19 protein-coding genes are annotated in these 18660 nt (G+C 31.2%); 4 read left to right on the top strand and 15 right to left on the bottom strand.

Annotation, left to right across the window (positions count from 1 at the left end):
- The first annotated feature begins 8 nt into the window (after positions 1–8).
- Both BV55_RS0106630 and BV55_RS0106625 read left to right on the top strand, forming a co-directional pair.
- Positions 9–1043 (top strand): ribonucleotide-diphosphate reductase subunit beta, encoded by a 1035-nt coding sequence (locus tag BV55_RS0106630; protein WP_029452037.1) that lies wholly within the window; start codon positions 9–11, stop codon positions 1041–1043.
- Positions 1044–1196: 153 nt separating this feature from the next.
- Entirely contained in the window at positions 1197–1553 is a 357-nt protein-coding gene (locus BV55_RS0106625) for a YmaF family protein (protein ID WP_029452036.1), read from the top strand.
- A 235-nt stretch (positions 1554–1788) separates the two neighbouring features.
- Here the strand turns inward: BV55_RS0106625 and BV55_RS0106620 are convergent, their stop codons facing one another.
- The 7 genes from BV55_RS0106620 to BV55_RS0106590 all read right to left on the bottom strand — a co-directional run bounded on the left by BV55_RS0106620 (position 1789) and on the right by BV55_RS0106590 (position 6693).
- A complete protein-coding gene (locus BV55_RS0106620) occupies positions 1789–3243 on the bottom strand; it encodes a Mur ligase family protein (protein WP_051652426.1) in 1455 nt (484 codons plus the stop codon).
- 184 nt (positions 3244–3427) lie between these two features.
- Positions 3428–3634, bottom strand: coding sequence for a DUF1657 domain-containing protein (locus tag BV55_RS0106615; RefSeq protein ID WP_029452034.1), 207 nt, complete (start codon positions 3632–3634; stop codon positions 3428–3430).
- 111 nt (positions 3635–3745) lie between these two features.
- Entirely contained in the window at positions 3746–4099 is a 354-nt protein-coding gene (gene spoVAE / locus BV55_RS0106610; protein WP_029452033.1) for a stage V sporulation protein AE, read from the bottom strand.
- A 20-nt stretch (positions 4100–4119) separates the two neighbouring features.
- Positions 4120–5121, bottom strand: coding sequence for a stage V sporulation protein AD (gene spoVAD / locus BV55_RS0106605; RefSeq protein WP_029452032.1), 1002 nt, complete (start codon positions 5119–5121; stop codon positions 4120–4122).
- Positions 5122–5601: a stage V sporulation protein AC gene (spoVAC, locus tag BV55_RS0106600; protein WP_029452031.1), complete on the bottom strand. Its 480-nt coding sequence runs from the start codon at positions 5599–5601 to the stop codon at positions 5122–5124.
- 11 nt (positions 5602–5612) lie between these two features.
- Positions 5613–6473, bottom strand: a complete 861-nt coding sequence (locus BV55_RS0106595) for a DUF421 domain-containing protein (RefSeq protein ID WP_029452030.1) — start codon at positions 6471–6473, stop codon at positions 5613–5615.
- Positions 6474–6486: 13 nt separating this feature from the next.
- The gene (locus BV55_RS0106590; RefSeq protein WP_029452029.1) at positions 6487–6693 is read right to left on the bottom strand and encodes a DUF1657 domain-containing protein; all 207 of its coding nucleotides are present in this window, start codon (positions 6691–6693) and stop codon (positions 6487–6489) included.
- A gap of 254 nt (positions 6694–6947) precedes the next feature.
- Between BV55_RS0106590 and BV55_RS0106585 the strand changes: the two genes are divergently transcribed.
- Together BV55_RS0106585 and BV55_RS0106580 are read left to right on the top strand one after the other, a co-directional pair.
- Positions 6948–7658 carry a DUF421 domain-containing protein gene (locus tag BV55_RS0106585; RefSeq protein WP_029452028.1) on the top strand — a complete coding sequence of 237 codons (711 nt, stop codon included), beginning with the start codon at positions 6948–6950 and terminating at the stop codon, positions 7656–7658.
- Positions 7659–7673: 15 nt separating this feature from the next.
- Positions 7674–8039 (top strand): DUF4363 family protein, encoded by a 366-nt coding sequence (locus tag BV55_RS0106580; RefSeq protein ID WP_029452027.1) that lies wholly within the window; start codon positions 7674–7676, stop codon positions 8037–8039.
- A gap of 361 nt (positions 8040–8400) precedes the next feature.
- Here the strand turns inward: BV55_RS0106580 and hydA are convergent, their stop codons facing one another.
- The 8 genes from hydA to BV55_RS0106540 form a co-directional block, all read right to left on the bottom strand.
- Positions 8401–9831 carry a dihydropyrimidinase gene (hydA, locus tag BV55_RS0106575; protein ID WP_051652425.1) on the bottom strand — a complete coding sequence of 477 codons (1431 nt, stop codon included), beginning with the start codon at positions 9829–9831 and terminating at the stop codon, positions 8401–8403.
- An 89-nt stretch (positions 9832–9920) separates the two neighbouring features.
- Positions 9921–10634 carry an isochorismatase family protein gene (locus BV55_RS0106570; protein ID WP_029452025.1) on the bottom strand — a complete coding sequence of 238 codons (714 nt, stop codon included), beginning with the start codon at positions 10632–10634 and terminating at the stop codon, positions 9921–9923.
- Between the two features lie 289 nt (positions 10635–10923).
- Complete coding sequence (locus tag BV55_RS0106565) at positions 10924–12339, bottom strand: sigma-54 interaction domain-containing protein (protein WP_051652424.1); 1416 nt, start codon at positions 12337–12339, stop codon at positions 10924–10926.
- A gap of 549 nt (positions 12340–12888) precedes the next feature.
- On the bottom strand, positions 12889–13371 hold the full coding sequence (locus tag BV55_RS0106560) for a helix-turn-helix domain-containing protein (RefSeq protein ID WP_029452023.1): 483 nt from the start codon (positions 13369–13371) through the stop codon (positions 12889–12891).
- Positions 13372–13590: 219 nt separating this feature from the next.
- Positions 13591–14262 (bottom strand): hypothetical protein, encoded by a 672-nt coding sequence (locus BV55_RS0106555; protein WP_029452022.1) that lies wholly within the window; start codon positions 14260–14262, stop codon positions 13591–13593.
- 602 nt (positions 14263–14864) lie between these two features.
- A complete protein-coding gene (gene opp4C, locus BV55_RS0106550) occupies positions 14865–15704 on the bottom strand; it encodes an oligopeptide ABC transporter permease (protein WP_029452020.1) in 840 nt (279 codons plus the stop codon).
- A gap of 129 nt (positions 15705–15833) precedes the next feature.
- The gene (locus tag BV55_RS0106545; protein ID WP_029452019.1) at positions 15834–16799 is read right to left on the bottom strand and encodes an ABC transporter permease; all 966 of its coding nucleotides are present in this window, start codon (positions 16797–16799) and stop codon (positions 15834–15836) included.
- A 94-nt stretch (positions 16800–16893) separates the two neighbouring features.
- On the bottom strand, positions 16894–18570 hold the full coding sequence (locus BV55_RS0106540) for an ABC transporter substrate-binding protein (protein ID WP_051652423.1): 1677 nt from the start codon (positions 18568–18570) through the stop codon (positions 16894–16896).
- Between the last annotated feature and the right edge of the window lie 90 nt (positions 18571–18660).

Here is an 18660-nt window from a genome sequence, read left to right as displayed (position 1 = left end):
TATATATTATGGAAAAATTAAATAGAAAGCCTTTATTTAATGAATTTGGAGATACTGAAGTATCTAAAAAGAAGCTTATAAATGGTAATACTACAAATTTAAATGATTTTAACAATATGAAATATACCTGGGCCTCAGATTGGTATAGGCAGGCTATGAACAATTTTTGGATACCAGAAGAAATAAATATGTCACAAGATCTTAAGGATTATAAAATCCTTACAAAAGACGAAAGAACAGCTTACGATAAGATACTTTCATTCTTAATATTCTTAGATAGCCTTCAAATGGAGAACCTAGGTAATGTAAACAACTATATAACAGCTAGCGAAGTCAATCTTTGCCTAACTATACAAGCCTTTCAAGAGGCCATACACTCTCAATCCTATAGTTATATACTAGATACTATATGTCCACCAAACAAGAGAAATGAAATATTATACCAGTGGAAAGATGATCCTATACTCTTAAGTAGAAATAAGTTTATTGGAGACCTTTATAATGAATTCTTAGAAAATCCAATTCCACAAAACCTACTAAAAACCTTAATGGCTAATTATATATTAGAAGGCATATATTTTTATTCTGGATTTATGTTCTTTTATAACCTTGAAAGAAACTCTAAGATGCCTGGAAGTGTCCAAGAGATAAGATATATAAATAGAGATGAAAACACCCATCTTTGGTTATTTAGAAATATAATAAATGAGCTAAAAAAAGAAGAGCCTCAATTATTTACAGATACTGTAGTAGAAGAATTAAGGGATATGCTTCGAATTGGAGTTGAAAATGAAATTGCATGGGGTATTTATGTAATAGGTGATAAAATCCAAGGATTAAATAAAAAAGTTATATCTGAATATATTAAATATCTAGGAGACCTTAGATTAAAAGATTTAGGTATGAAGCCTCTATATAATATAAAAGAAAATCCACTTCCTTGGGTAGACTTATATGCAGATGCAAACTCAGTTAAAACTGACTTTTTTGAAGCAAAGTCCACAGCCTATGCAAAGTCTGCAGCAATTGAAGATGACCTTTAAGAAAGTAGATAATCTATAAGTATTAAATTACTTTCTTCCCTTTGTTATTTCATTTTTAATCCTTAAACTTATTACTCAACTTTTAGATAGTCCATCATATACTATCTAAGGAGAGAGATAAAACTCTTTTGTAAATAAAAGGAGGATTATAAAATGGATAACAACAAAACGTCACGCTTCCAATGTCCAGACCCTCAAACCCAAAGTCACGTACACGAGTTTGAACAAAGCACAAAACTTGCTGAAGAAGGGGATGATAGGCATAATCCTCGTCTAGCTGGTGTAACAAGTGAAGTTATACCGATAGAAAATGGAAGACACGTTCACAGTATACTCTCTAATACAGACTTTTTTAACCACCATCATGAGATAGGAGTAACAACTGGACCTGATATCCCTATTCCTAACAGTAATAAACACGTTCATCTTGTAAATGGAGTAACTACACTTGATGATGGGCATTTCCATGAATTTCTTTTTACCACACAAATTAATAGCCCTCTTGTGTAAATAAGGGATTAATATAATGAGAGAAGGCACTTATGCCTTCTCTTTATTCATTACCTATATAATAGTAACTTATCCGATGGCTACCATCCGTAACACCCCTATCCTCTTCAAGGTGGGGGATGACGACTGCTACGCCCCTGAATAAGTTCTTCTAAGAATCACTTGATGTGAATAACCATTTGTAATTTCCATTACTTTAACCTAAAGCAATAAAAATACAAAAACACATATCTTACTATTTATATAACTTTTCTTTTCCTATGCTTTCTAGAAATTCATTAACTACAGGTATTACACAATCAAGGCATTGAGTAAATAATACTATAAATTCTCCTTGCCTGGCATCTTTCATACAATTAGCTAATGCTTCTTCCTCTTTATATATGACTTTAACCTTAGTTATATCAAAATCTTTATTATCCATAACTCCTTTCATAAGAAGTCTTGCGGTCTCTCCTATATTCCTCTCCCTTAAGTCTTTCTGTTCCCTTATTATTATATTATCACTATATTTTGTAGCTATATAACCAAGTTCCCTTATATATTTATCTTGCCTATCTCCAGCTGCTCCTATTATTGCCGTTATAACTTTAGGATTTAGGGATTTAACTATATTAAATACCTCAATAAAAGATTCTGAGTTATGCCCATAATCTAATACTAAATTAAACTTACCCATGTCTATTATGTTTTGTCGTCCTGCATTGATACTTAAATCACATTTAATTGTTTTAATCACATCTATAATACCAGTTAAATTAGGATAAATCTCAATTACAGCCATTATTGTAGCCATTACATTTTTAATATTACTTTTAGAAATACCATTGTGGGTAAAAGGTAATTCTCTAATATCTGCTATTGGTGTAAGTTTATTATTATTAAAATATATAATATAGTTATTCTCTACAAACATGCCTTCATAGCCCATATCTTTGTGTTTTTTCATACTATCATCAAAATCTATACCAAATAAACAAACTCTTTTTCTACCTTTTAAAGATTCCATTAACAAAGGATTGTTGCAGCAAACTATCTTGCCATCAGGATGAATTTCATCAAATATTACAGTCTTTATCTTAATAATATCCTCTATACTATTTACTCCTCCCATACCTATATGATCATCTGATATAGATGTAAACACTGCTACCCTAGCTTTTTTGTAACCAATCCCCCTTTTAATTATTCCCCCTCTTGCAGTTTCAAGTACAGCCACCTCAACTTCACTACTACTTAAAACCTTTCTTGCACTATAAAATCCTGTGGTGTCCCCATTCATGACCTTATTATTTCCTATAAATATTCCTCCTGTAGAAGCTAACCCAGAAATATATCCAAGTCTCCTTAATACAGTATGAATTAGCCTTACAGTTGTAGTCTTACCGTTAGTTCCTGTAACAGATATAATTGGAATATCCCAAATCCTTTCACTATTAATTTCATTTATAACCTTATCAATATTATTGTCATATCTCTTTTCAAACATTTCTTCATTAAGATAAATAGAATTTTTACCATAGCCAATGGTTAAAAGTCCACACTCATCTTTAATTATTGGTATATCATTAAATTCACATTCCCTTTCTATTTTACAGTTATAACTCTTTTTAACTTCATCACTAAAATGATTTAATTTCTTCTTTCTATTTATAGTGTTTAATTCAAAAGATTCTATAGACTTCATCATATACGCACCTTCTTTGCAATATATATAAATCCCCTTTGAAGGATATAATAAAAACAAAAAGGCCCTAACATTTTTTGCTAGAGCCTTTTTTTTGAAACTACTCAATACATAATTGTTGGTAAAGATTAGTTTTATCATACCTATTATGATAAAACATAAAATATTGCCTAAAATGTATTAAAGCTTATTGTTGTTTATATTGTGGTTCTTCTTGTTCTATATATTTTTGTCTTCCTTTTAACACATCAACAGCACTGTCAAGTTGCTGAGAGATTCTATTAAAGTCCTTTTTTGCTTCCTGATTTTCAGTTTCTAAAGCAAATGTCTTAATTGTAGCTGCTGCTCCTTGTAATCCTGCAACTGCTTGTTGCATTTGAGTTCCTACTGTCATATTATCACCTCCTTTACATGATTTTCACTTTTCAAAGTTTAATTTAAAACTAAAAATTTAAAATTTATTTTTTCATAGATTAGTTAACACTATTACATGATTTTCATTAAATTATCCTTTAGGTTTAAATATTAAGGCTGCAATGAAACCAAAGATTATTGCAGTAGAAACACCTGATCCAGTTATCTCAAAGATACCAGTAATCACCCCAATAATACCATCACGCTCTGCTTCCATTAATGCTCCCTTTACTAAGGAGTTCCCGAAGCTACTTATGGGTATAGATGCACCTGCACCTGCAAACTTTATTAGCTTATCATATATACCAAGTCCACCTAAAATACTTCCTACCACAACTAAGGTGCACATAGTGTGAGCTGGAGTAAGTTTTAATAAATCCATCATAAGTTGACCAATAACACATATTGCACCACCAACTAGGAAGGCATAAACAAATTTTATCATCATAATATTTCAACCTCTTTTTATATTTCTATAGATACTGCATGCGCTACAGAAGGTATACTTTCTTTTTGTTGGTATGACATAGGTGACATCAATGCTCCTGTTGCAATAATTAATATCTTTTTAAGGTTTCCCTTTTTCATTTCATTTAAAAAGTGTCCATAAGTTACAGTAGCAGCACATCCACATCCACTAGCTCCAGAAAATACTGGCTGATCATCTTTATATATTAACATTCCGCAATCTGTGAACTTTTCTTTTGGCATTTCTAAACCATGCTCCTTTAATAAAATTGATGCAAGTTCATGGCCTACCTTACCTAAATCACCAGTAGCTATGATATCATAATAAGAAGGATCAATCTGCAAGTCTCTAAAGTGAGCTTCAATAGTATCTACAGCTGCGGGAGCCATAGCTGATCCCATATTAAATGGATCAGAAATACCCATATCTACTACTCTTCCTATAGTCGCAGAAGTAACCTTTGGTCCATTCCCTTCTGATGCTACCAATGCTGCCCCCGCCCCTGTAACACTCCACTGAGCAGTAGGTGGTTTTTGTCCACCATACTCTGTAGGATATCTAAATTGTTTTTCTGCCGCTGCATTATGACTAGAGGCAGCTGTTAATATGTGTTTAGCAGATTTACTGTCTACAATTAAAGATGCTAAAGCTAGACCCTCCATAGCACTAGAACAAGCCCCGAATATGCCAAGGTATGGTATTCCAAGAGTCCTAGCCGCAAAGCTACTAGAAATAATTTGATTCATAAGGTCTCCACTTATAAAAAAATCAATGTCTTCTTTTCTCATGTTTGCCTTTTTTATTGCCCTTTCACAGGCATGTTCTAATAAAACCTTTTCTGCCTTTTCAAAGCTATCCTGTCCTAACCATATATCTTCATGAAGTATATCAAAATCTTCAGCTAAAGCCCCTTTTGCTTCAAAGGGTCCACCTACAGCCGCAGATGAAATTATTGTAGGTTTAGATTCAAAAATCCATGATTGATGTCCTTTTATCATTTACATTCCACCTAACCACATTATAGTAATTTTAATAATTGAAACTACAAAGGCTGAAAAAACTCCAAAGGCAATAACAGAACCAGCTATTTTAAACATATTTCCACCCGTTCCAAGCACATAACCTTCACTTCTATGCTCAATGGCAGCTGATGCTATTGAGTTAGCGAAGCCAGTTATAGGTACAGCTGTTCCAGCTCCAGCCCACTGAGCAATTTGATCATAAACTCCAAACCCTGTAAGAAAAACTGAAATAATAATCAATACTGCTGAAGTGGGGCTACCTACTGTATTTTCGTTAAAGTTAAAGTAATTTATAAATATTAGCTCTAGCCCTTGACCTACTGCGCATATAAAACCACCTGCAAGAAAAGCTCTAATGCAATTAAGCAAAACAGGTCTTTTAGGTTCTATACTTGTTGAAAGTTCTTGGTATTTTTGCTGATTAGGAGTTAACTTTTTGTTTTTTTTATTAGACATTTTTCCACCTTCTAACGTAATAAATATGGTTTTAACTTTTTAATAACTTGTTTTAATTTTTCTGCATTTTTAATATACATATCCTTTGCCTCTTTATCCTCTGTTTCTAAAGCAAAAGACATGAAATCAGTTTCACTCTTTTCTAAATCAGCATAAAGCAATTGTTTAGCATTTGACTTTGGGGATTCTATGCTATCATCAAAAAGATCTAAATATAAGTCACCTGAAGAATCTACCTGACCTATAAAGACATTTTCTAAAGTAACTCCCATACCTTCTAACTTAGTTTTAAGCCATCCTTGATTCAATCCCATATTGGTAAGTCCTCTATCTAAAACATTCCCATCTAATATTACTGTTTGAGTCTGAGATTTTGGGGGAATCTTTATTCCTAAATCATAAGGTGTAATGGGACTTTTATCAGATTTTAGACCTACATTTATATCTCCTGTGGTTTCCATTATTGCAAACTCAACATCAGCTAAATTAAATGCACCTTTACTACGCAACTCTTTTAAAAGCTCCTCACCAGTAAATCTTGCTTTACTTAAACTCTCTTCCATGACCTTACCATCTTTTATAAGTATTCTTTCTTTACCATTAACCATGTCATGTACCCACTTGCTTTTCATACATGCATAGTCTAGTGCAATAGAAAATAGGCTCCAGGTTAATAAAATAATCATGCCTAAAAAGAAATTTGTAATTATATTTAATGACATTAAGGAAACTATAATGGCTATAACCACATAACTTATGAAATTAAAGGGCGTTGTATTAGACATACTTCCTCTTCCTAAAATCCTCGTTAAAATTAAAGTTACAAATAATAAAATTATTGTCCTTAGTAATATCATCAATTCAATGCTCATAATGTTACCTCTTTCAATTGCTTTTATATTGTGGTTCCTGAAGCTCTAAAACCTTGATTCTATTTTCTAAGTCTTCTATAATTTCTTTTGTTTCTAATAGTGACTCTTCATATATATCTTTTGATTCCTTCTTTTGTTCTTGAATAGAGTAGATCTTTAAAGTACTTTTAATCCCTTTTAAACTTGCTAATGTCTGATTTACTTTAGATGCTACAGTCATTAAAAACCAACTTCCTTTCTTTAATATTTACCTTGAACATTTTATATAACTATAGTTTAACAATTAAGTTCCTTTTTATTCATTAAGATTATGCTTAACAATTAAGTTCCCTTTTATTCATTAAGATTATGCTTAACAATTAAGTTCCCTTTTATTCATTCACTTATAAGTATTAAGATTATTATATTTATATTGTATAATATTTTAAGATTAACCTAATACTAATTTCAAATATATTTTAGATGGTGATAAAATTGAATGAAGCATTAGTAGTTTTTGTAAGAGGGCTAATAGCCTTTTTTACACTTCTTATTTTTACGCGATTTCTTGGTAAAGAACAAATAGCTCAATTAACCTTTTTTGACTATATAGTGGGAATTACAATTGGATCTATTGCCTCATCGCTTACAGTAGATCTTGCTAGCTCTGCTTGGCCTCACTGGGTAGGTCTTTTCACTTGGGCTGCTTTTTCTTCCATATTACAACTTATTACTTTACATTCTAAAAAGGTTACTAAGTTCGTTAATGATAAACCGGCAATTATAATTCATGACGGCGTAATCCTTGGAGATAACCTAAAAAAATCTAAATTTACTCTTGTGGATATTTTAGGATTACTTAGATTAAAGGATATATTCGACTTAAACCAAGTAAAGTTCGCAATACTTGAAACAAATGGACAGCTTTCAGTTTTAACAAAAGATGAATTTTCAAACATAGTTTACAGCATGGATATAAAGTTAAAAAATCAAGATGTAAACAACGAATTAATATTTAACGGCATGATAATTGAAGATAATTTACCTAAGTATAAAATAGACCGAAAGTGGCTTTTAAAAGAATTAAATAAACAAGGTTTTGAAAGTCCTCTAGAAATATTTTATGCTTATCTTGATTCTTCTAAAAAGTTAAAAGTTGATACTTATAAGAATAAGATTATTGATATAAAAGACATATATAAATAGGTGGTTGTGGTTATTATGAGTAGAAATAAATCATATATAATGGTAGTGTTTGCATTAGTAGTTTTTATAGCAATAATGACTACAGGTGGCTTGTTAAAAAAGCCATTTAGCGAAAAAGACAATGTTAAAAGTTGTATAGAGAGTGTAAAAAGAGATGTTGAATCAGAAAATTGGATTGAAGCAAAAGAGAATTTAACTAAACTTAAAACTGCGTGGAAAATAGTTGGTAATAGGGTTCAATTTAGCGTTGAAAGGAATGAAATGATTGCAATAGATAGAAATATTGCAAGATTAAATGGATCCTTAGAGGCAGAAGATAAGGTTTCAGCACTTATTGAATTAAGTGAGTTATCATTAAACTGGGATGACCTACAAAGATAGATTAATTAATCTATCTTTGTACATCTTATGTTTTCAATCTCTACTTTAGGATGGGTTAATTAAAATACATTAAAAATTGTTATCAAGTGATTCTAAGACTCAGGTGGAGTTTGCTTATAAGGAATACATCTCTCCATCTGAGTCTTAGAAGAACTTATTCAGGGGCGTAGCAGCCGTCATCCCCCACCTTGAAGAGGATAGGGGTGTTACGGATGGTAGCCATCGGATAAATAGTTTTTATAATAATTACCATGATACATAAAAGGTTCTAGATAGTGATACAAAAGTATCCTTCTCTACAACCTTTTACTTTTAAATTAAAATATAACTACTCTTTAATAAGTGTTTCACACAAACTCAATTATTCTGCTATAACCTTAGGTTGTATTTTAGTATTAGAATTCTTAAAGTTCTCATAACATAAACCAAAAGGTTTAGCCTTTATATATTTTCCTTGACCAATGTTACCTAGGAATTTACCATTCTCAGCTGTTAACTTTCCTCTTAGAAAGACCTTTTCTGCTCTTCCTATTTGTTCAAGCCCTTCAAAAGGATTATAATCCGAACCATATAAACTATCCTTTACGCTTATGACACCCTTAAAGTCAGGGTCAAATATAACTATATCTGCATCTGATCCAATAGCAATCTGTCCCTTTTGTGGAAATAAACCAACCACCTTTGCTGGAGTTGTAGCGAAAAGATCTACAAATCTTTGACGGCTAATCCTTCCCTTTTCTACCCCATAGGTCCACATCAAAGCTAAACGATCTTGGACTCCCGGGCATCCATTTGGTATTGTACTAAAATCCCCCATGCCCTTACGTTTTCCTTTTTCAAATCCACCCTTAACTGCGCAATGGTCAGAACCCACCGCTAAAAGCCAACCTTTATTTACTGCCTCCCATAGTGAATCTAAATGTTCTTGTTTTCTAAGAGGTGGCGAGCATACATATTTTGCTCCTTCAAAATTGGGTTTTGCTAAACATTCTTCTGTCAATGTAAGGTAATGTGTACATGTCTCACCATAGACAGGTGTACCTTGAATGTTAGCATCTCTAATAGCTTCCATAGCCTCTTTACAGGATACATGCACAATAAATATAGGAGCATCTGCCATTCGTGAAAGGTAGATAGCCCTTTTAGTAGCTTCTACTTCAACTAATGGAGGTCTAGAATCTGCATGATATTTGGGATCAGTTTTTCCTTCTGATATAAGTTGTTTTTGAAGTGTATCAACTATATCGCCATTTTCAGCATGAACCATTATAGTAACACCTGAATCTTTGGCTACCTGAAGCGCCTTAAAGATAGTAGAGTCGTCAACCATTAAAGGTGTCCCTTTATATGCCATAAAAAACTTTAATGTAGAAATCCCCTCCTTAGCTAATGTAGGTATTTCTTCAAAAATCTTATCAGAGGGATCTGTTACTACACAATGAAATGAATAATCTGCAACTGATACACCCTTTGCTAATGTTTCATTGTGAAGTTTTACTGATTCTTTAATGCTTAGTCCTTTTTGCTGTGGTGCAAAGTCTACAATTGTTGTAGTTCCACCTACTATAGCCGCATCAGAAGTTTCAAAAGTCATAGATCCAAAAGATCCATAATGAACATGCTCATCTACACCACCAGGTAAAATATACTTACCAGTAGCATCAATTATATTATCAGCCCTATTATCTAAACCAATACCTATAGCTACAATTTTTTCATCTTCTATAAGAATATCAGCCTTGTACTCATCTATGGCAGATACAATAACACCATTTTTAATTAAAATATTCATTATTTCCCTCCTTAAAAATTTAAGGGGCAACCTCTCTATTATTTTGCATAGTAGGGGCGCCCCATTAAGTATTGAAATCTTTTATTTAATTATTTGTTATACACCTTTGAATCTATACCTTCAAGGTATTTAACTACATTTTCTAGAGGCTCAACATCAGCAAATTTAGCATCCATATCAAATAAGTTCCAAGCAATAACACCTGGCACTCTATCTCCTATAGTTCCTTCAGGAATTATAGTCTTAAATCCATATCCTGTTGAATCCATAACTGTATGTCTAACACAGGCACAAGCAGTAGCTCCCATTACTATTAAAGTATCAACACCTAGATAGTTTAAAGTTTGAGCTAAATGTGTACCAAAAAAATTACTTGCATATTTTTTGTGAATAACTGGCTCTTCTGGTCTTGGCTTAAGCTTAGGATCAATTTGCATCCACTCTGAGTCAATATCTAATGTATGCATAGGTATCTTTTCATCCCATCTAGGCAAGTCCCATTGTTTTTCTCCTGTATATCCAGTAGTTGTATGGAATATAGGAACCCCTGACTTTCTTGCAGCTTCTAGCACTTTAAGTGCATTTTCACAAACCTCATCACAGTTTTCACAGGTAAATGGATGACCTTCTGACATCCAAGCTTTTGCCATATCAACTGTTGTTATTGCAGGCGCTTTACCATATCCCATTCTAGTTTGGAATCCTCTTTGCTTATATATCTTTCTTGCCTCAGTAAAAGCCCTATCTAACAATTCTTGATCAAATTCATACTTTCCACCATTATCTTTGTACTTTTCTTCCATTAATCTCCCATCCCTTCATATTTAGTTTTTATTTTGTCTTTCACTTATCTATATTAGCAATATCTATGCCAACTTTTTATATACGCACTCTAAAGGGATTGGATGGATTTCACAAAAGATGGTTGTTGCAAATATGCATCATTAAATATTAATATACCTTCTACTATTGGTATTTTCTATATTCAAGGTGTCATCTATTGGTATTTTCTAATGTTGCAATAATGCAATGATATTATCCACTGTTGTTTTATTACAATTTATACCTAAAATTAAATAATTTTTTTAATACCTATTTAATATAAAAGGTATCAATTCCATACCTTTTTATCTTTCGTGATAAGGTTGAAACATCCACCCCAAGGTCATTTGCGGCCTTTCTCATAGATGAATGATTCTTTAATGTTGATATAATTATATTCTTTTCAATTAGCTCCATCATGTGTTTAAGCTTTGAAGAATCGCTCTTATTATTTAAAACTAATTGTTCTGCTAATAATTTTGTTGGTAGTTGTTCAATACAAATTTCATCATTAGGATTAATAATAAATAAGTATTCTATTAGATTTTGTAATTCTCTTATATTGCCTTTCCAAGAATAACTCATCATAATATTAATAACCTCATCTGAAATAGTAATATTTTTCTTGTATTTTCTATTAAGCTTTTCTAAAAAGTATGATATTAAACCTGGTATATCCTCTTTTCTTTCTCTTAATGGTGGTACTGTTATAGGAATAACATTTAATCTGAAAAATAAATCTTCTCTAAAATTTCCTTTTTTAATTTCTTCTAACAAATTTCTATTAGTAGCAGCTAGTATGCGCACATTTAATTCTATTCCCTTACAACCTCCTACTCTAAATACCTCTCTCTCTTGTATAACCCGTAATAATTTACATTGAACCGATAGAGGTAACTCGCCAACTTCATCTAATAAAATTGTACCTTCATTAGCAAGCTCAAATAATCCTGGTTTACCTTTTTGGGATGCCCCTGTAAAAGCTCCATACTCATATCCAAATAATTCAGATTCAAACAATTCATAAGGAATTGCTGCACAATTTACCTTTATAAATGGTCCACTGCGTCTATTGCTTTCCTTGTGTATAAACTTTGCTAAAACCTCTTTTCCAGTACCTGACTCACCATAAATTAAAATAGTGCTATCAAATAAAGCTACTTTAGATAATAGTTCTAACATTTCCTTCATAACCTTACTTTTAAAAATAATCCCCTCATATTCCATATGTATCTCACGAAGTCTTTGGAGTTCACTCGAATATCGTTCAGTAAGTTTCCTTGTTTCTACCAATTCATTTCGTAAGGTTATAAGCTCTGAAATATTTCTAGTATTACAAATTACTCCTACTATATTATTACTCACATCATATATTGGACTTGCTGTAGTTAATGCACTTTTCCCTGTAACGTACTTATGAATTGTTGATACTACCTCGCCTTTCTCCAATACTACTAAAGATGCAGCTATATTGAAAACCTTTTCTTCCAGTAGTTTATTAAGATTTTTACCTGTAACTTCATCCTTTTTTAAGCCTGTAATATTTTCATAAGCATTATTAACATAAATTATATTACCTTTATTATCCGAAATTAAAATTCCATCAGAAGATGCATCAAGTGCCGCATCTATAATATTTCTGTCACCTGTATTATCAATATGGGATACTGAATCTAAAAAGTCCATCTTAAATTCCTCCTTACCCTTATTAGTTAAATTATACCACAGGTTCAATTAAATAATTTTATTATACCCTTCTACACTAGATAATTAATCAATTAATATATAGATTTTATAGTAATATTGTTATCTTTTTAATTCTTTATCTTTTATTTATTAGGTAGCTTCTAATGTCTTATAACAAATTCAATGCATGTCACATCTAATACGACATGTATTTAATAATTAGCATATATTAATAAAATTTGGGGACAGTTCAGCATTATTGATATTTAAGTGGGGGACGGCTTAGCATTATTTATATTTAAATAAGCATAACAAAAAAAGATCATTAAGCTCTTAAGATACTTTAATGATCTTTTTAAGATATATTCAAATTTATCAAAACATATTTGCTACTTATAATTATAGATGCTCAAGACAAATAAGCCTTCTTTTTTTGAAGGCGGTGGGTTCTTTTGAAGAATTGAAATTAGTATATTGAAGTGGTTGAGGCCTTGCTAAATTTTGTAAACTTGGGCGGCCAATAGACGCCACTTTTAACTAGGCTATCCACTATTTATATAGTTTATTTACATCATATTTATCATGTCCTAGAAGCATATTTTCTAAGTTTTTAAAATCATAGTTTCTGCCTTCTAAGTCCCAGTTGCTTCCTTTCTTATTATAAGATTCTTTAGTATTCCTATTTAATTCATGTATATTATCTTCATCTTTCTTTTCAGCTCTCTTTTTAATTTCTTTTACAGAGTCTACCATAGTCTTAGCTTTTTGAGACACTATTTTTAAAACCATAGTATAAATATTAGATATACTCCCTCTTCTTTTCTTTTCTATAAGCTTTTCTGTTATCAGTTCCTCTAAGTATCTTTGGATAGTTCTAACAGACTTATTAAGCTTTTTAGCTAAATAATCTTGAGATGGGAAACACTGAACCTTTTGATCATAGCACATACTTTGCAACAAAAAGTATAGCTTAAATGCCCCTCCTGATATATTATAATTCATTATATCATTATCTATGTTAGTATATCCCATTAAAAACGCCCCCTACAGTACTTAATTAAACTTTTGTACATTGAAAGAATATGCAAAAGTTACTCTTCTATCATTAAGTATGCAAGTTGTTTAAAAGTTACCCTAAAGTAAAAAAAGATTTATGACAAAATAAATGCCATAAACCTTTTTAATTTCATTATAACTTTTTAGTGGTTTTTTAAAATAACAGTATAGCGTTGAAAATAGATTCAATACTTACTATTTTTCAGTTGTCTGTTCTTCTTCTTTAGCTTTAACCTTTAAATTAACTTTTCTATTGTCTAATGTATTAAGGTTTATATTTTCAACATTTGTGTCTGCATCACACTTCATTATAAATTTATTTAAAAATATTCTTCCTTCTGGTGTGTTTGCTACTGCATGAGGTTGTGTTCCAACCTTGTAATAAACCCAAGTCATATCACTATTAATAGCTCTTTTTAGGTCTTCTTTGTCAACTATAGCTCTTGCTCTTTCTATTCCGTCTTTATCTCTAAGTATTATAGCTGAGGTAGTCTCATCTAATTCCTTAAAATCATTAGGTGTAGTTTGATCGTATACTTGTAAATTTTCTTTTCTATTATCTAATGTATCTCCGTTTATGTGTATAATTGGAGCCTTAGGATGTAGTCCTAATATAAGTGAATGCATGGATTGCTTTCTGCTATAAACCTTATCTCCTACAGTTACGTCTCCTATACTTTGAGCTAAATAGTTATTAAAATGACTGTTCCACTCTGGAAACCAAGTTCCTTTAACTAGTACCTTTTGTAAATCTTCTGCATCTATTTTAGTTTCAACTATGGTCCCTTTTCTTTTGACTAATTTTATATGAGCTACATTTCCTATTATCTCATATTCATTAGTTCCGTCTTTGTATTCTTTTTTCATAATAGCACCTCTTAACTTTATTTTAGGCACCTTCAAAATATACATAGCTTTTTAAGCTCTTATCTTCTTCGGTGCTTTATCACTTCTTTATAATTCCAATATAGAGTTTATCACATAATTCATTTTAAGTATAAGTAATTTTAAAAAATGAATAACTAATTCACTGATGTTAATCCAAATCAACTAATATTAATACAGCTTTCCAATCAACTAATATCAATCCATGTTTTCTATAAATTCTTGCCTAAATCTATAAAAATAATCATACTTTTGAGTTCCCTTGGTAATTCTCTCTAAAAAAGCTTTCCATCAACCTAAACTACTTAAATTTAATAATCTATCCACAAATTATACTTCTTTTAAAGGTTTTGTCCACAAAAACATCTTATTTAAATAATCTATCCACAAAAATATATATTAAACAAAAATAGTCCACAGAGCCTTCATATAAATGGCCACAACTGTGGATTCTTTCATGCTTATTATATTTTATTTTTAAGGTTATGTAAACCACTAAGTTTAATTTCATCAAGTCGCTTACAATAAATGGCTGCACCTCAGAGGTCCTCCCAGTAAAAGGGAGGACCTCTGAGGTGCTTCCTTTAACTTACATTTGGATCTAAAAAATCTCTCATTCCATCGCCTATAAAGTTTATTGACATAACAGTTAAAAATACACACAATCCTGGGGGTATCCAAAGCCACCATTCACTTTGAAGTGTTCTCATATTTTGAGCTGCCGCCAGCATATTTCCCCAGCTTGGCTGTGGTGGCTTTACTCCCATACCTAAAAAGCTTAGGGATGCTTCTGTTAATATACCGCTAGCTATGGATAATGTAGACGCCACAATTACAGATGGAATAATATTAGGCAAAAGATGTTTTAATAATATTCTTATGTTTTTAATTCCTAGAGCATGAGCTGCTTCAATGTATTCAGATTTTTTTAGTTTTAATATTTCTGCCCTTACTATCCTTGCTATGCCTGTCCAAGATAATACTCCTATTATTATAATTACATTCCATATATTTGGACCTAGAATTGCTGCCATAGCTATTGCAATAACAAAAAACGGAAAGCACATAAATACATCAACTATACGCATTATTATACTATCCACAACTCCACCATAAAATCCTGCTATGATGCCTAAGGTTGTTCCTATAAATATTTGAATTAGCATACCTAACATTCCAACTGTTAAAGATACTCTTCCGCCGTATACAAGCCTTGCAAATACATCTCTTCCCATTTCATCTGTACCTAAAATATGGTCTTTTGATGGTGACATAGAAATATTCATCAAATCTACTTTATTTATATCCTTTGATATTATAAGTGGTGCAATAATGGAAAAGATTGCCAATATTAATATCAATACAGTTCCAATCATAGCTAATTTATTTTTTTTAAATCTATTTAAACCTCTGTTTTTAATCATATAAATCCCCTGCTTTTAAATCTATAATTATTTTGTAACTTTAGATATATAATCCTTTATACTATTAATACCTTAAGTTCCTATGCCTTTAGTTATATACATCTTTTTGTTTTTAATTAAAAATATAACCTATTCTTCATATGTGATCCTAGGGTCTACTATGGAATAAAGCACATCCGCTACTAGATTAGATAATAATATAATTATAGCTACTATCATTAAAATCCCCATAATAAGTGGATAATCTCGATTTAAAACCGCATCATAATTTAGCCTACCTATTCCTGGCCATATAAATATAGTTTCTGTTAATAATGCACCTGAAAATAAATATGGAATCTGCATACAGAGTACTGTTATTATTGTTATTAAAGCATTTTTAAAACCATGTTTCCAAATAACTGTCCTATTTTTTAAACCTTTTGCTTTAGCTGTCCTCATATAATCTTTGTTTATAACTTCAATCATAGAAGACCTAGTATATTTCATGAGAGCTGCTATATTCATAAATGACAAAACTAAAGATGGTAACACCATGTGTTTTACAACATCTACAAAGGCTTTTATTCCTGTATAGCTTTCACCTGCTGTTCTCATTCCCGATATTGGAAATATTGTAGTATCAAAAGATAACATCTTAATTAATAATAGTCCAAAAAAGAATGAGGGTATAGAAATTCCTATGAAAGATATTATTGTTGCTAAATAGTCAAAAGTGCTATTTCTTTTAGTTGCAGAAATAACCCCTACTGGTATTGCTATAGCTGTGCTTATTATAGAGGAAACTATTGATAACAAAAGGGTGTTCCATATCCTGCTATTTATAACTGAAATAACAGGCTCCTTAAATTGTATGGAATATCCAAAGTCTCCTACCACAGCCCTACGTACCCACTTTATATATTTAATAGGTAAGGGGTCATAAAAGCCTAAATTTTTTAACATGATTTCAGTTTGTTCTGCCGGTATATTTGGATTTATCATTTGAATATAAGGATTTCCAGGTTGCATATGAACCATGGCAAAAACTACTATGGATACACCAAATAAAACTATTAAAGTAGTTGTAAGTCTTTTATATATATACTTTTTCAAAACATCACCTCAAACTCACTAAGACTATAAAACACTATAAATTTGTGCAGGTCTCTATAATATCTTAAAGAAACCTGCACCATTCTAACCTTTATTATTCTTCAATGTACCAATTTTCAACACTTATAAAGTCTAAATTTGTATTTGGAGTAAAGTTTTTAAGTTTAGGATTTGTAGCTTTAACTATGTTTGGTGAGAAGAAATATACCCATGGCACGTCATTATTCATTATTTTAGCATAATCTTTATATATTTCTTTTCTCTTATTCATATCTGAAACCTCAATACCTTGCTCCATTAACTTATCTGCCTCTGGATTTTTGTAGCTTGATATATTCCAACCAAAAGTATTCTTTTTATCTGAAGCAGCAGTAGAATGCCAATATGGTTTTGCATCTGGATCTATAGGAAGCATATTAGCCATTAGATATAAATCAAATTCATGATCCCCAACTACTTGTTGCATAAGAGTACTAAATTCCATTGTAAGTATTTCTACATCAATTCCTACATCCTTCAAGTTCGATTGTATAAGTAACGCTCTTTGTTCTTGATCCTTATTACCACTTGGGCAATGTAGTTTGACTTTAAACTTCTCATCTTTGCTATTTTCTAATATTCCGTCCTTATCTTTATCTTCCCATCCAGCTTCTTTTAAAAGAGCTTTAGATTTTTCTACATCATAATTATATTCATTAAGCCCAGCATCTTTTGGATAAGCCCATGAAGATGGCAGCATAGGAACATTAACAAGAACTCCATTACCTTCTGAACGTTTTTCTAAGTCATCTTTACGATTTATTCCATACATAAGTGCTTGTCTAACCTTAACATCTTGAAATCTATCTTGTCTTAAATTTATTCCCATATAAAGTATGGCATTTTTAGGATAGTTAACTAATTCAAATTTCTTTTGACTTAAATCTTCTCTATCCTTCTTCTTCAAAGTTGAAACATCTGCAACATCTACAGTTCCATTTTGAAGTTCGCCTTGCACAGTTTCAGGATTTGTAACTTTAAATACAAACTTTTTTGTTTTAGCCTTGTCCCCATAAAAATCATCATTTCTTTCAAATTCTACGCTTTGTCCCTTTTCGAATTTAATAAATTTATATGGACCACTACCTACTGGATTTCCTAATAAGTCACTACTTTCAGTCCACTTTTCAACAGGTACATCCCCCCATATATGCTTAGGTATAATTGGAGTTGTCCCTATCTTTCCTAGGGCTACGGAATAAGGCTTTTCAAAGTGAAACTCTATAGTATCACCATTAACCTTTATACCTTCTATAGAATCTGCTTTGCCTTCACTATACTCTTTAACGCCCTTTACTTTTTCAACTACATCTTTGCTAGAACCTTCATAATTTTTGTTTGCTAAAGTCTTAAAAGTAAATTCTATATCATCCATAGTCAAATCTTTTCCATCATGCCACTTGATACCTTTTTTAATTTTAAATTTATATACTAAATTATCACTAGATATCTCATGACTTTCTGCCATATCGTCTTTTAGATTATAATCTTTATCATAAGTTAAAAAACTAGAGTAGACTAAATCATTTACAGCATCATCATATGTAGTATTCGCTATCAACGGATTAAATACACCAGTTGGGGCAGTATTTAATGCATATACTATTTTTTCTTTAACCTTAGGTTCAGAAGTCACCTTGTCCGTTTTCTCATTATTACTACAGCCTGTAAAAACCAAAGACATAGAAATAATAGCAGAAAAAATTATACATCCTATTTTTTTATTTTTCATGATTTTCCTCCTTAGTAAATTACTATTGTCACCTAATTATATGAACTCTTTTATTCATATATCAAGTCGTATTGGAATTTAAAATTCAAG

Source organism: Clostridium algidicarnis (genome assembly GCF_000703125.1).
Classification (GTDB): domain Bacteria; phylum Bacillota; class Clostridia; order Clostridiales; family Clostridiaceae; genus Clostridium_L; species Clostridium_L algidicarnis.
The sequence above is the reverse complement of the archived record's forward strand: the minus strand, read 5'-3'. Positions and strand labels throughout refer to the sequence as shown.

Coding starts and splice junctions, on each gene's coding strand:
- BV55_RS0106590 (WP_029452029.1), bottom strand. CDS start 6,693: ATGACTGTAGCATCTAAAGTAAATCAGACATTAGCAAGTTTAAAAGGG.
- BV55_RS0106540 (WP_051652423.1), bottom strand. CDS start 18,570: ATGAAAAATAAAAAAATAGGATGTATAATTTTTTCTGCTATTATTTCT.
- spoVAE (WP_029452033.1), bottom strand. CDS start 4,099: ATGATAAAATTTGTTTATGCCTTCCTAGTTGGTGGTGCAATATGTGTT.
- BV55_RS0106615 (WP_029452034.1), bottom strand. CDS start 3,634: ATGACAGTAGGAACTCAAATGCAACAAGCAGTTGCAGGATTACAAGGA.
- BV55_RS0106560 (WP_029452023.1), bottom strand. CDS start 13,371: ATGGGATATACTAACATAGATAATGATATAATGAATTATAATATATCA.
- BV55_RS0106580 (WP_029452027.1), top strand. CDS start 7,674: ATGAGTAGAAATAAATCATATATAATGGTAGTGTTTGCATTAGTAGTT.
- BV55_RS0106630 (WP_029452037.1), top strand. CDS start 9: ATGGAAAAATTAAATAGAAAGCCTTTATTTAATGAATTTGGAGATACT.
- spoVAD (WP_029452032.1), bottom strand. CDS start 5,121: ATGATAAAAGGACATCAATCATGGATTTTTGAATCTAAACCTACAATA.
- BV55_RS0106565 (WP_051652424.1), bottom strand. CDS start 12,339: ATGGACTTTTTAGATTCAGTATCCCATATTGATAATACAGGTGACAGA.
- BV55_RS0106625 (WP_029452036.1), top strand. CDS start 1,197: ATGGATAACAACAAAACGTCACGCTTCCAATGTCCAGACCCTCAAACC.
- BV55_RS0106620 (WP_051652426.1), bottom strand. CDS start 3,243: ATGATGAAGTCTATAGAATCTTTTGAATTAAACACTATAAATAGAAAG.
- BV55_RS0106595 (WP_029452030.1), bottom strand. CDS start 6,473: ATGAGCATTGAATTGATGATATTACTAAGGACAATAATTTTATTATTT.
- BV55_RS0106555 (WP_029452022.1), bottom strand. CDS start 14,262: ATGAAAAAAGAATACAAAGACGGAACTAATGAATATGAGATAATAGGA.
- hydA (WP_051652425.1), bottom strand. CDS start 9,831: ATGAATATTTTAATTAAAAATGGTGTTATTGTATCTGCCATAGATGAG.
- spoVAC (WP_029452031.1), bottom strand. CDS start 5,601: ATGTCTAATAAAAAAAACAAAAAGTTAACTCCTAATCAGCAAAAATAC.
- BV55_RS0106570 (WP_029452025.1), bottom strand. CDS start 10,634: ATGGAAGAAAAGTACAAAGATAATGGTGGAAAGTATGAATTTGATCAA.
- opp4C (WP_029452020.1), bottom strand. CDS start 15,704: ATGATTAAAAACAGAGGTTTAAATAGATTTAAAAAAAATAAATTAGCT.